Origin of the sequence: Agrobacterium tumefaciens, from assembly GCF_009649785.1 — a bacterium.
Lineage (GTDB): Bacteria > Pseudomonadota > Alphaproteobacteria > Rhizobiales > Rhizobiaceae > Agrobacterium > Agrobacterium tumefaciens.
Map to the genome: position 1 here is coordinate 252828 of NZ_WJOK01000003.1, position 12841 is coordinate 265668.

The 12841-nt window shown below is 58.0% G+C and carries 10 protein-coding genes; 1 reads left to right on the forward strand and 9 read right to left on the reverse strand.

Annotation, left to right across the window (positions count from 1 at the left end):
* Positions 1–69 precede the first annotated feature (69 nt).
* The 3 genes from GH784_RS04945 to odc2 all read right to left on the reverse strand — a co-directional run bounded on the left by GH784_RS04945 (position 70) and on the right by odc2 (position 3409).
* Positions 70–1311, reverse strand: a complete 1242-nt coding sequence (locus GH784_RS04945; RefSeq protein ID WP_111828847.1) for an MFS transporter — start codon at positions 1309–1311, stop codon at positions 70–72.
* Positions 1312–1512: 201 nt separating this feature from the next.
* Positions 1513–2082: a GNAT family N-acetyltransferase gene (locus tag GH784_RS04950; protein ID WP_013761478.1), complete on the reverse strand. Its 570-nt coding sequence runs from the start codon at positions 2080–2082 to the stop codon at positions 1513–1515.
* Between the two features lie 193 nt (positions 2083–2275).
* Positions 2276–3409, reverse strand: coding sequence for an ornithine/lysine decarboxylase (odc2, locus tag GH784_RS04955; RefSeq protein WP_003510663.1), 1134 nt, complete (start codon positions 3407–3409; stop codon positions 2276–2278).
* Between the two features lie 537 nt (positions 3410–3946).
* Here odc2 and GH784_RS04960 point away from each other — a divergent pair.
* Positions 3947–4840 (forward strand): LysR family transcriptional regulator, encoded by an 894-nt coding sequence (locus GH784_RS04960; RefSeq protein ID WP_003510664.1) that lies wholly within the window; start codon positions 3947–3949, stop codon positions 4838–4840.
* A gap of 207 nt (positions 4841–5047) precedes the next feature.
* Here the strand turns inward: GH784_RS04960 and GH784_RS04965 are convergent, their stop codons facing one another.
* The 6 genes from GH784_RS04965 to GH784_RS04990 form a co-directional block, all read right to left on the reverse strand.
* A complete protein-coding gene (locus GH784_RS04965) occupies positions 5048–6001 on the reverse strand; it encodes a substrate-binding domain-containing protein (protein WP_003510665.1) in 954 nt (317 codons plus the stop codon).
* A gap of 89 nt (positions 6002–6090) precedes the next feature.
* Entirely contained in the window at positions 6091–7092 is a 1002-nt protein-coding gene (locus GH784_RS04970; protein WP_111828846.1) for an ABC transporter permease, read from the reverse strand.
* Positions 7093–7143: 51 nt separating this feature from the next.
* A complete protein-coding gene (locus GH784_RS04975; RefSeq protein ID WP_003510667.1) occupies positions 7144–8667 on the reverse strand; it encodes a sugar ABC transporter ATP-binding protein in 1524 nt (507 codons plus the stop codon).
* Between the two features lie 263 nt (positions 8668–8930).
* Positions 8931–10436, reverse strand: coding sequence for a sensor domain-containing diguanylate cyclase (locus GH784_RS04980; RefSeq protein WP_194842946.1), 1506 nt, complete (start codon positions 10434–10436; stop codon positions 8931–8933).
* A gap of 175 nt (positions 10437–10611) precedes the next feature.
* Positions 10612–11436: a bifunctional allantoicase/(S)-ureidoglycine aminohydrolase gene (locus GH784_RS04985; RefSeq protein ID WP_019564590.1), complete on the reverse strand. Its 825-nt coding sequence runs from the start codon at positions 11434–11436 to the stop codon at positions 10612–10614.
* 143 nt (positions 11437–11579) lie between these two features.
* A complete protein-coding gene (locus GH784_RS04990) occupies positions 11580–12626 on the reverse strand; it encodes a class I SAM-dependent methyltransferase (RefSeq protein WP_013761484.1) in 1047 nt (348 codons plus the stop codon).
* Positions 12627–12841 lie beyond the last annotated feature (215 nt).

A 12841-nucleotide genomic window follows, 5' to 3' on the forward strand; every position in this document is an offset into this window, starting at 1 on the left:
AAAATGCCAAATGCAAGAGGCACTATAAGATCATGCAGGGACAATGACCGACTACAGCGCCGCGGCACCTCAGAAACGCAGCCGGAGAAGACCGTAGACCGCCAGAACCGCACAAACAGCGGCTCCAATCAGATAGGGCATATGCAGCGCCTCGATGCGGCCGAAGGCCGGTTCGGCAATGGTGACCAGAACGCCAGCGGCAAATGCGCCGAACGACATCGCACCCCAACCGAAAAACCGATAGACGGAATTGACGCGTCCAAGCAACTCGTCCGGAATGAGCCGTTGCCTGTAGCTCACGGTCACCACATTCCACAACATACCCGCCGCAGCCTCGAGAAATAGGCCGACTGCTACCAGTGGCGCGGAACTCGAAAGGCCGAGCACCAGATTGAACAGCGCAAATGTGCATAGCGCCAGAACGAGGCTTGTCCTCGCGCCCAGTCTACGGGCGAACCACGGCGAAGCCAGCCCGCCAAGAACACCGCCAACCGCGCCGCACGTCAACAGCACGCCATAGGCTGTCGCGGAAAGATCGAGCACCTCCTGCGCATAGAGAACGAGGACCGTCATTCCTCCAACGAATACGGCGTTGACTGCCCCCAGCATGATGGCAAGCCGCAGGATCATCGTATTGCGCCGCATCCAGCCAAACCCCTCTCGCAATGCGGGCCAGAAAGAGGCTATGCTGGACGGTTTGCGTGGAGGCAGCACGATAAGCCAAACCAATGCCGCCGAAACCGCGTAAAAACTGGCATCCAGACCAAAGGGAATGGCAATGCCCGCGGCAATCAGCAAGCCTGCCAGTGGCGGGCCGATGAATTGGCCAGTGACCTCTTCGGCGCTCCACATCTGACCATTAGCATGTTCGAGATCGCTCGGTGCGACAAGTGAAGGCAATATCGTCTGGGCTGCATTGTCCCGCACGACCTCAGCGCAACCGAGAAGGAAAGCGATTACCGCCAGTGAAAAAATAGCCGCCGATCCCGATTCTGCCGGTGACGGCAGGTTTGCAGTGGTGGAGATCATGCCGACCGCGCAGATCATCAGCGCAAGCCGAACCACATCGGCCCGCACCATAAGCAGGCGCCGGTCACTTCGATCCGTCCAGACACCGACGGGAAGCGCGAACAGCAGCCAGGGCAGCCGTTGCGCCACCGCAATCATAGAGATCAAGAGCGGATCGCTGGTCAGCAGGGTTGCAAGCCAAGGTATCGCCACCATCGAAATGCCATCGGCAAGATTGGATACGGCGCTCGCGGAAAACAGAAGACGGTAGTCACGGTTCGTTCTGAGTAAAGCTGCCTGCATAGCTGATCTCCGCTTTTGAAATCACGCGGGTGCAGACATATCCGATGCAATGTCCAAAAAAGCCAAATGCAACTTTGTCGCCGCCCGAACCGGTATCACGTCCGAACCCGCAGCTTTGCATAAAAGAACATTTTGCAGCAATCCAATTTCAGCCGGATCAACCCCGGCCGTTCAGCCGGGGCATTAGATACGGATATCGTCTCAGGCAGAGAGCCTGCGGCCGCTTGCAACCAGCATACCAGCCGCACCTTCCAGCCAGCCGGCTTTGAGTTCAAGCGCCAGAAAACGGCTGCGCTCGAACGGGCCGGGCATGATCAGGTGCTGGGCCTTATCGGCAAAAAAGCCGAAGCGCTCATAATAGGCGGCGTCGCCCACCAGAAGAATGCCACCATGGCCACGTTTGGTTGCCTCGGAGATTGCCGCACGCATCAGCGCCGAACCGATGCCCTTGCCTTCATGGGCAGCATCAACCGCAAGCGGGCCAAGCAACAGCGCTTCGACAGCGCGGCCTTCGCGCGAAATGCCAGCTTCGACATTCCACAGGCGCACCGTGCCGATGACATGGCCGTCCTCGTCACGGGCAACGAGCGCCAGACCTTCCGCTGGGACGCGGCCGGCGCGCAGCTTTTCGGAAGACTTGCGGCGGCGGCCAGCGCCCATGGCGCGATCGAGCAGGTTTTCACGGGCAACGACATCGCCCGGATTTTCCTGATCGACATGAAATGTCTGCGGGGTGAAAAATGCACGTACCGAATTCAGAAGAGCGGCCATCTCTCGGCCCTCCATCACACAACCGCCCACACGCGGCCCTTGATCAAAAATGGTGGAGCCGTTCCGGCCCGCCGACACGCTTTCCTCGGCTGGAAGAGGAGCAGCAAGCAGGGATTTGCGCAACAGCACAATCGGCAAAGCCGGAACGGAAGCTTGTTCGAGACGCCGCCTTACTCAGCGGGCGGCGTTCGGATCAGATGACGTAGGCTTTCAGCGGCTCGAAACCGTTGAAGGCAACCGCCGAATAGGTCGTCGTATAGGCACCTGCGCCTTCGATCAGAACCTCGTCGCCGATGGTCAGAGAGACCGGCAACGGGTACATGTTCTTTTCGTACAGCACGTCGGCGCTGTCGCAGGTCGGACCGGCCAGAACGCAAGGCTCCATCTCGTCCTGATCGCGCTCGGTGCGGATCGGGTAGCGGATAGCCTCATCCATCGTCTCGGCGAGACCGCCGAACTTGCCGATGTCGAGGAACACCCAGCGATGGTTGTCGTTGTCGGACTTGCGCGACACGAGAACAACTTCCGCCTTGATGACGCCAGCGTTACCCACCATGCCACGGCCCGGCTCGATGATCGTCTTCGGGATCTGGTTGCCGAAGTGCTTGCGCAGCGCCGTGTCGATAGCCTGGCCGTATTCTTCGGCAGCAGGAACGTCGCGCAGGTACTTGGTCGGGAAACCACCGCCCATATTGACCATCTGCAGGTGTATACCCTGCTTGGACAGCGAAGCGAAAACGCGCTTGGCATCGCCCAGCGCTGCATCCCATGCGTCGAGATTCATCATCTGCGAACCGACATGGAAGGAAACGCCGTAGGATTCGAGGCCCAGCTGATGTGCGTAGACCAGAACATCAACAGCCATCTGCGGTACGCAGCCGAACTTGCGCGACAGCGGCCATTCGGCACCTTCACCGTCCGTCAGCACGCGGCAGAAGACGCGTGCGCCGGGAGCGGCACGGGCAACCTTCTCGACTTCCTCATGGCTGTCGACGGCGAAGAGATCGATGCCGAGCGCGTAAGCGCGGGCGACATCGCGTTCCTTCTTGATGGTGTTGCCGAACGAGATCCGGTCGGACGTTGCACCTGCATCAAGCGCCATCTGGATTTCAGCCACGGAGGCGCAATCGAAGTTCGAGCCGAGCGAAGCAAGCAGCTTCAGGATTTCGGGAGCCGGGTTTGCCTTGACCGCATAGTAGATCGCGCTGTTCGGCAGGGAATGCCGGAACGCGTTGAAATTGTCGCGCACGACGTCGAGGTCGACGACGAGGCAAGGGCCTTCGGGACGTCGGGTCTTGATGAAATCGAGAATGCGTGCAGTCGTCATCGATATATTCCCTATAAAACCGGCTCCGGAAAATCCGGAGGACAAAGGACGCTCGAGATATGCATACGAATCAGCCGGTGGAGGCGCAGAATCGATAGCATACGCTCAAGGCGCAAATATGAATGACGCCCTGCCAGAGCATCATTCGGCTTTGTCTGCCATCGATTGGAGGGAATGACCCGACCGCACTTCAGGCAATGATGGTGTGCCTCTTCAGTACCCCGGCTGATGGAAAGCCGGCAGAGAACCAGAAAGGCCCGCACCGTCGTTGCTTCATATGTCCTCGCATTTCCCGGTTGGCCGGAATAGCGACTGGAGGGGTTAGTTCCAGGTACCTTACCGAACTCCTCACCACATCGAGGACTCGGCGGACACACATGGGCACGTGCGACTTTGGGCAGCACGGGAGATAAGAATATTCGCCGTCATAATCAAGAGGATTTTTTCACCATATAGCGGATTTTTTCGGCAACCATTTTACGGGTTGAACAGTCACGCCTCAGCGTTCAATTATATGGAACGAACCGGAGGATTCTCATGGACACGCTCACCCGCATCCGCGCCTTTATCGACGTTGTCGAAGCGGAGGGTTTTTCCGCCGCTGCCCGCAAGACCGGGCGTTCCAAGGCGCTTTTGTCCAAATATGTCCGGGAACTGGAAGATGATCTCGGTGCACTGCTTCTCAACCGCACCACCCGGCAATTCTCGCTGACGGAGGCCGGCCATACGTATTACCGCACCGCCTCTGACATTTTGAAGGAGATCGACAACCTCGCCGATCTGGTGCGCGAGAAGAATGCCGACCTGAAGGGCAAGCTCAGAATATCCGTTCCGCGCACCTTCATCGACGCCGATGTTGGCCAGAGCCTCATCGATTTCGCCAAGGAAAATCCGGAACTGTCTCTGGAAATCGTCGCCGATGACCGATTCGTCGATCTGATCGAGGAAGGGTTCGACCTTGCGATTCGCATAACGCGTCTGGAAGATTCAGGCCTCATCGCCCGCAAGATCTCCGATTTCCGGGTCTATGCAGTAGCAACGGCGGATTTTGTCGCCAGACACGGCCCGCTCAATGGTCCGCAGGACTTTTCCCGCGTGCCCTTCATCATCGACACCAACACCCGCTTCCACAACACCGTGCGTTATCTTGAAGCGGATGGCGGCTCGAACTCCGTTACCATCAGTGGACCGATCGAGGTGAACAGCCCGCAGGCGACACTCCGGGCCGCCCGCGCAGGGCTTGGCATCGCCATGGTGCCGGACTTTATTGCAAGACCCTTCATCCAGTCCGGCGAGCTTGTGACCCTGTTCGACGACTATATTTCCAAAGACCGCGGCATATATGCCGTCTACCCCCACCGCCGTTACCTTCCCGCCAAAGTGCGCAGCTTCGTGGATTATCTCTCGGCGTGGTTCAGGAAAAATGGATGAAGAGCGGGGGAGCGGTATAGTTTCCGCCGACCTTCCCCTCGTCATGCCGTATTTAATCCGGCGTCGAGCCGCGGCGCGCCCGCGCCATGAATGCCTCTATCACGATCAACGACCTGATCGCGCTGCACCCCGAATCTGGTCCGGGGTGCAGGAGTGCGGATGCAACGCCTGCCTTTCAGCGGGCGTTGCTTAGCCGGAAACCGCTTATCAGAACGGCGAATCCGGGAAGTAGAACTGCTTGGCATTGTCCTTGGTGATGAGCGTAGCGTCGAGAATATACTCGCCAGCAACCGGCACCTGATCGTAAAAATGACCAGCCGTAAGCTGCATGGCGGTCGCCACCATCGCCGGCGGATAGAGCACGTCGACCGGAATTAGCTTGTCGCCGTCCATTACGCGCTTGATCATGTCCTTGGAACCGGCGCCAGCAACGATATACTTGATATCGGTGCGTTTCGCTTGCTGGATTGCCTCCAGCACGCCAACCGCCATGTCGTCGTCCTGACACCAGACCACGTCGATCTTCTTGTATTTGGTCAGGTAGTCCTGCATCACGCGGAAGGCGTCGTCGCGGTTCCAGTTGCCGTACTGGCGGTCGAGAACCTTGACGCTGGAGCCGGCAATTCCCTTGTCGAAACCATCCTGGCGCTGCTGGTCGATCGGGATCGGCAGACCGCGAATGACCACCACTTCCGCATCAGGCGTGGTTTTCTTGATGTATTCGCCTGCCACTTGTCCGAGTGCCGGATTGTTACCCGCAACGTAGAGATCGCGGATCGAATTGTCGTTGACGCTCGGCGCGCGGTCGACGAGCGCGACAAAGGTGCCCTTGTCCTTGATCTCCTTGATGGCGTTGACGAGCGGATCGGGATCAGACGGCAGCACGACCAGTGCGTCCAGCCCCTGCACGGCAAGATCCTGAAGCGCGTTTGCCTGGTTGGCGGCATCCGGCGAGGTCTTGACGATGACGTTCAGACCCGGATGCTCCTTCATCAGAAGCTTTGCCACCCGTTCGGCATGGTAAACGACGCCCGCCGTCCAGCCGTGGTCGGCCGCCGGAATGGATACCCCGATCGTTACCTTCTTCTCCTGCGCATGGGCAGAACCCGCAAGAACGGCAGCCAGCGCGACAAATGCCACGCCGATGAATTTTCTACGCATAGTCTCTTCCTCCCAAGACCGGGGCGTTCCTCCTGTTTAAACCGCGCATGCCCCAGATTGCGCGGCCAGATGTCTCATCGATCGTCCGGCTATCTGCGGCTGAGCGAACGCTGCACCAGCATGGCGATAATGATGATCGCGCCCTGAATGGCACCGATCAGATATTCGCTGACGAAGTTCGACAGGATCATGATGTTGCCCACGATTTCCAGAATGAAGGCGCCGCAAATCGTACCCCAGATGCGGCCCACACCACCCCGTAGCGCCGTGCCGCCGACGACGACGGCGGTGATTGCCTGCAACTCCCACAACATGCCTGTAGTGGCCGAAGTGGAGGCAAGACGCGGCACGTAAAGCAGGACGGCAACGGCGACGCAAAGCCCCTGAACCACATAGGCAATCGTGCGGACGCGAACGACCGAGATACCGGAGTAACGCGCCACATCCTCGCTGGAACCTACCGCCGTCAAATGCCTACCGTAACGAGTACGGTAAAGCACGAAAGCGGCGATGGCGGCAGTGACGAAGATGACGATGACCGGCACCGGCACACCGATCACATTGCCGAAATAGACCGGGCGATAAAGCGTCTGGATTTCCGGGTTGCGCAGCGTGATCGCGCCACCCTGCGACAGCCAGGTGGTCAGCCCACGATAAATGCCCATGGTGCCAAGCGTGGCGATGAAGGGCTCGATGCGGCCGATGGTGGTGATGAGGCCGTTTGCAAGCCCGCAAGCGGCGCCGATGGCGATGGCCAGCGCCATGGCGGCCAGTAGCATCACCAGCGGATTGGCAATAACGCCACTGTTCATGAACAGGATCATCAGGCTGGCAACGAAAGCCACCATCGCGCCGACGGAGAGATCAAGTCCGCCGGATGTGATGACATATGTGGCGCCGAGCGCAATGATGGCGATGAAGGCGCTGCGGGTAACCACGTTCAGCAGATTGTCGATACCGATGAAATTCGGATTGGCGACGGTGCCGAGAACCAGCAGCAAAGCCAGCGCCACAAAGGGCGCAACGGCGCGCAGGTCCCAGTCTTTCGAGGTCTTCGGCGTTTTGCCGTTATCAAGTGCGGCCTCAGTCATATTTCCCCTCAATTGTCTTTTCTTCAGGCCAATCTGCCGGGACATCAGCCCTCAGGCGAATTCCTGCGTGTGCACGCCAGTCGCGAGTGCCACGATATCGTTTTCGGTCATGCGTTCCCCCGTCACCTCGCCGACGATCCTGCCGGAGCGCATTACAAGGACGCGGTCGCAGATGCCGATCAGTTCCGGCATCTCCGAGGACACGACGATGATCGACCTGCCCTCGTCTGCAAGCTTTGCTATGAAACGGTAGATCTGTTCCTTGGTGCCGATATCGATGCCGCGTGTTGGCTCGTCGATGATGACGATCGATGGATCGAGCAGCATCATCTTGGCGAGCAGCAGCTTTTGCTGGTTACCGCCGGACAGCTGGCCCGCGAGCAAGTCCTTACTTCCCGTGCGAATATCGAAATCACGCACCGCATCATCGAGCGCTGCCTTCTCTCGACGGATATCGATCTGGAACAGGCGGCTGAATTTCCTCAGCGAGGCGAGTGTGAGATTGACCCGCAAGTCCTTCGTCAGCAGCAATCCCTTGCCCTTCCGATCCTCGCTCAGATAAACGATACCGGCCTTCAGACTGTCTTCCGCCTTTGCAAAATGCACAGGCTTTCCGAGATGGCGGATCGTCCCCCGCCCTGGACGCAGGCCAAGCACGCCCTCCATAAGCTCCGTTCTGCCCGCGCCGACGAGACCAGCAAAACCGAGGATTTCGCCCTTTCGCAGGCTGAAACCGGCATCCTGCGCATAGCCGGGAACGGTGAAATGCTCCACCTGTAAGACAGGCTCGTGCTCGCCGCCGGCGTTCCTGTCCGGATAGAGCTTGGCGACATCGCGTCCCACCATCAACCGCGCCATATCGGCGGGCTCAAGCGCCGATATTGGGTGGGAGCCGACCAACCTGCCATCGCGCAGAACGGTCACACGGTCGGCAATCTCCTTCACCTCCGGCAGGCGGTGCGAAATATAGAGCACGGCCACGCCCTTTGCCCTTATGTCCCTGATAACGTTCAACAGCGCATCGGTTTCAATGGGCGTGAGGCTTGCGGTCGGCTCGTCGAAAATGACGACGCGATGCGGCACGAGCAGAACGCGGGCTATCTGCACCAGCTGGCGCTGGGCAATCGACAGGCTGCCGACGACGGCATCGGGATCGATCGTACCGCCGAGATCGGCGATAGCCCTCAGGGCGCCGGCACGCATGGCGCGGTCGTCCATCATCGGGCCTTTGCACAATTCGCGGCCCAGATAGATGTTCTGAGCCACCGTCAGATCCGGGGCCAGCAATATTTCCTGATGCACGAGAACGATGCCGCGATGTTCGGCGTCGACAGGTCCGCTCAACGTAACTGCCTCGCCATCGATCCTGATTTCCCCACTCGAAGGCTTCTCATTGCCCGCAAGCAGTTTCATCAACGTCGATTTGCCAGCCCCGTTCTCGCCAATGATGGCGTGAACTTCACCGGCGCGCACGGCAATCTCTATATCCTTCAGAACCTGGACGGGACCGAAAGACTTGGACAACCCGACAGTCCGTATAAGGACCTGATCTGGAGATTCCTCAGCAAAAGCCATGTGTCGTCACCGGTACCCGGTGCGAATGAACGGATCTTGCCCCTCGATTTTACTTGAAATCATCATGCACGAACTCCTCCCAAAGCTCTTGGGAAGAAGCTAACGTCCGTTTTGAGGTACGTAAAGCAAATTTCGCTGGTCTTTTAGAATACACTCAAATTTGACCAGGACGATGGCGCCAAAAGGCTAAAAAACAGGCGGCCATGGTCCCGCAGAGCGTTGGAAATCCTCAGTGAGGCAAGGCACCCACGAGATGCCTGTGGCTAGAGAAGGCGCTTCAGTGAGCTGGCTTCCGGTTGCGGGGAGGCCTTCGTTGTATCGCTGTTGTCGGCAGACCTGTTGCGCATCGCGGCGTAATAGGCGTTTTTCTGCTCGTACATATGCATGTCGGCACGGCGCACCAGCGATTCCATCGTCTCGCCGGCTTCGCTGGTTGCCACGCCCAGCGAAAGACTAAGCGGCGCATTGGAGTAGAACTGGTTGTTGATCTTCAGCAGTTCGTAAATGGTATCCACCATCGCCGCGGCGATCTGTTTGTCTGCGCCGGGCAAAAGGATGGCGAATTCATCACCGCCAATGCGCGCAGCATGGTTCGGCGCGGTAACGACACCGTTCAGGACTTCGCCAAGGCGCCGCAACAGCGCGTCGCCTGCGTCGTGCCCTAGCTTATCATTGGCGTCCTTGAGGCCATTGAGATCGATGACGATGGCCGAAACGGGCCGGATCGTGCTGCGTTCCAGCCTGTTCATTTCGTCCGAATAGAAGGCGCGATTGTGCAGCTTGGTCAGCACATCGTGCTTGCCGAGATATTCGAGATAGGCTTCCGCCTTTTTCCGCGCCGTAATATCAGTCAGCGCCACCTGCACCAGTGACCAGTCGCGTTCGTGGCCCGGAAAAACGGAGAAATGCAGCAGCACGTGCCGCTCTGAACCATCCAGCGCGTAGTTCACCACTTCGCGATGATGGTTAAGATTGCCGTTCCACAGCTCCATCAGCTGTTCGCGGAAGGGCTTTTCCATTTCACCACGGAAAATATCGCCAAGCTGCTGCAACAGAACCTGACGGTCCGGTGCACAAAACAGGTCCAGTGTTGCCCGGTTGACGTCGATCACGCGGATTTCACTCATGCATTGGCGCACGAATTCGGGATGCACATCCATGAACACCCGGAAGTCGATGATGCCGCGTTCCCTGACCTCCTCGATCAGACGCCGAACCCGGCTGAAATCCTCCACCCAGAGGGAAACGGGCGAATGTTGGAACATGCCTTCAGCATAACGGCGGTTGAAAAGCTCCTTGCGGCGAGCCTCCTCACGTTCCGTCACATCCTCTGTGGTCAGCAGCAACCGCCCGAGTGTCTGTTCGTAGCCGGGTATGACCGCACCGCGCAGCTGGATATCCAGCCGCTTTCCGCCAATCGAGTAATTGACGGCGTTGCTGATGAATTCGGTTTTTCCAGCCCAAAGCTCGGAAAGCTCGTTCACATGGCTTTCAAGCATGTCATCGCGGAAAATCCGGTGCAGATTATCGATCAGATGCGCCTTGTCCCGCGCTTCGAACAGTTCAAGTGTCTTGGCATTAACCTGCACAACGCGGATTTTCTGCGAGCACGCCGCCACCCGCGACAGATCTTCCAGCAAAAACGCCCGGATGTCCTCGACGCCCTGCGCCCGCCAGATATCGAACTGGCTTTTCACCTCGCTGAAATCCTCGATCCACATCGCCACAGGGGCAAGATTGAAGATATTGGTATCGATCGTTTCAATCATACGGGCAGTCTTCTTCAGGATAAATAAGGGCGGATGCCGAATGCCGAAATCGTGCGAGACAGCGATGACTGACCGCATATCTGGATTTATTAGGGATATTCGATCCAACGCAAGCCTTTATCGCGCAAGCCAACGGATTGCGCGATAAATCTCGGTTTCGCCAAGATTCCGCCCGTTACCAGAGCTTCACGTGGCGGTTCACATCCTTGTAGAGCAGGTAGCGGAAACGGCCCGGCCCGCCTGCATAGCAAGCCTGCGGGCAAAAAGCGCGCAGCCACATGAAATCACCCGCCTGCACTTCCACCCAATCCTCGTTCAGCCGGTAAACCGCCTTTCCTTCCAGCACGTAAAGACCGTGCTCCATGACATGGGTTTCCATGAAAGGAATGGTAGCGCCCGGCTCCAGGCTGACGATGTTGAGGTGCATGTCGTAACGCACGTCGTCGGGATCGATAAACCGGGTAGTCGCCCATTTGCCGTCCGTATCGGGCATCGCCGACAGAGCGTGTTCATCTTCATGCGTGAAGATCGCCGGCGGCGGCTCCAGCCCGTCCACCGCCTGAAACGCCTTGCGGACCCAGTGGAACTTGACCGGTGCCGTGCCGGAATTGCGCAGCTGCCAGCGCGAGCCGGCGGGCAGGAAGGCGAAGGAGCCGGTCCGCAATGCATGCTGCACGCCCTCAAACTCCACGGTCATTTCACCATCAACGACAAAGATCGCCGCTTGCGCCCTTGCGTCCGGCTCCGGCCGCTCACTGCCGCCGCCAGGCTGCACTTCAACGATATATTGCGCAAAAGTCTCGGAAAAACCGGTCATCGGTCGGGCGATGATCCAGGCCCGGGTCCCTGTCCAGTGCGGGAGCACGCTCGTCACGATATCGGACATGACGGTTTTGGGGATGACCGCATAGGCAGTCTTGAAAACAGCCTTGCTAGACAGCAGTTCCGTCTGACCCGGCAGACCGCCCATATCCGAATAATATTTCTTCATTTCAGCCATTCCATTCTGCAACGCATTTCGCGCGAATTCTTAGGCCTGTAGCGACGTTTAATCAAATAATTATTGGCGTGCACAGGGCTTGCCGCCCGCATGGTAAAATGCGGGCGGCCTATTTCGCGCGGACATGCGAAACGAGGTTGGGCTCAGGCCTTTTTGCGCATCGTGGCATAGACGATATTGTGGTTTTCGCCGAAAAATACCTCCGCCTCGATACTTGCGGGATCGGCGCTGGCGTTGACGATCCGCCACATATCCGCCTTCGAACGCAACAGCAGCGCCCAGTTCATGAAGGTCTCCATGTAACCATCGACCACAATGTCTTCGGAGAAGTTGGCGAAGAGGAACATTCCGCCGGGCTTCAGCATCTCCATGCAGCGCCGCGTGAGTTTGATCGCCACCTTGTCATTCAGGTAATCGTAAAGACCGGCGGCATATACCAGATCGAATTTGCCGAGCTCGTGCGAACGCAGGACGATGTCACGCACCGAACCGTCAATCGCCTCGATGCAGCTGCCGTTGAAATCGCGGGCAACGGAACCGACACTCAGGGGATCTTGATCGAGCGCCACCCAGCGCCGGATCTTGCCCTCTTTCAAGGCCACGGATGCATCCGCCTCGCGCAGATGTCCCGATGCAATGGTGAGGATTTCCGTTTCGCTTCCATGCCGGGCCGCAGCCTCGTCAACAAACCGGGTCAGCAAATCCCGCCGCTCGCGGACAGCGACCGAGGAACTGGCGTCCTTCGTATAATCGTAGAGAGCCGCGCCAAGCGGCGTTGCGTTCTTCACCTTATCCGCAACGCTGTCGTGACCGTAGATGAAGTCGAGAAGCTGCGCATCGCCCGAATAGCCCCGCGGCTTTTCGAACGACCAGCGCGTGAAGGGATCTTCCAGAAAATAGTCCGACACGGAGTGATTCTGCACCAGAGGAATCAGTTCAGCCCACACGCTTGAGTGGAGCTTTTCGCGCAGGCCATGCAGTGCGCCTGCCGTTCGATGTATTATCTCATGTGCTGAAACACCATTTTCGAACTGCTGTTGTGCCAATTCGAGAATGATCGCGATCTCTGCTTTCGCAACTGCGAAATGCTCATCGAACGCTTCCGTTTTCCGCGCAAAAATCTCTTTTGCGACAGTATCAGGAGTGATCAGACTTGCCCCGTCCAGATTTCTTTTCTTTACCTGCCTCACTTCAGCCTCCAGTATTAACACATTGTTAACTATACGTTTCTGGGAGACGGAAGGCCACTCGCTTTCGATTTTTGAGCAGTGTAGGGATACATTAGTTTATTAGCGTATTTTTTTGGTCACACTCGTGGACCGGAGGAGAAAGCGGATACGCGATTTAGTGAAACTTAATGTTGCGAGCGTATGATGCGCTCTTGCTTTTCATGTTTCCGCCCGCA

What these genes read in the sequence shown, in the direction of transcription:
- GH784_RS04945 (WP_111828847.1), bottom strand. Translation starts at nt 1,311, where the DNA reads ATGCAGGCAGCTTTACTCAGAACGAACCGTGACTACCGTCTTCTGTTT.
- GH784_RS04950 (WP_013761478.1), bottom strand. Translation starts at nt 2,082, where the DNA reads ATGGCCGCTCTTCTGAATTCGGTACGTGCATTTTTCACCCCGCAGACA.
- odc2 (WP_003510663.1), bottom strand. Translation starts at nt 3,409, where the DNA reads ATGACGACTGCACGCATTCTCGATTTCATCAAGACCCGACGTCCCGAA.
- GH784_RS04960 (WP_003510664.1), top strand. Translation starts at nt 3,947, where the DNA reads ATGGACACGCTCACCCGCATCCGCGCCTTTATCGACGTTGTCGAAGCG.
- GH784_RS04965 (WP_003510665.1), bottom strand. Translation starts at nt 6,001, where the DNA reads ATGCGTAGAAAATTCATCGGCGTGGCATTTGTCGCGCTGGCTGCCGTT.
- GH784_RS04970 (WP_111828846.1), bottom strand. Translation starts at nt 7,092, where the DNA reads ATGACTGAGGCCGCACTTGATAACGGCAAAACGCCGAAGACCTCGAAA.
- GH784_RS04975 (WP_003510667.1), bottom strand. Translation starts at nt 8,667, where the DNA reads ATGGCTTTTGCTGAGGAATCTCCAGATCAGGTCCTTATACGGACTGTC.
- GH784_RS04980 (WP_194842946.1), bottom strand. Translation starts at nt 10,436, where the DNA reads ATGATTGAAACGATCGATACCAATATCTTCAATCTTGCCCCTGTGGCG.
- GH784_RS04985 (WP_019564590.1), bottom strand. Translation starts at nt 11,436, where the DNA reads ATGGCTGAAATGAAGAAATATTATTCGGATATGGGCGGTCTGCCGGGT.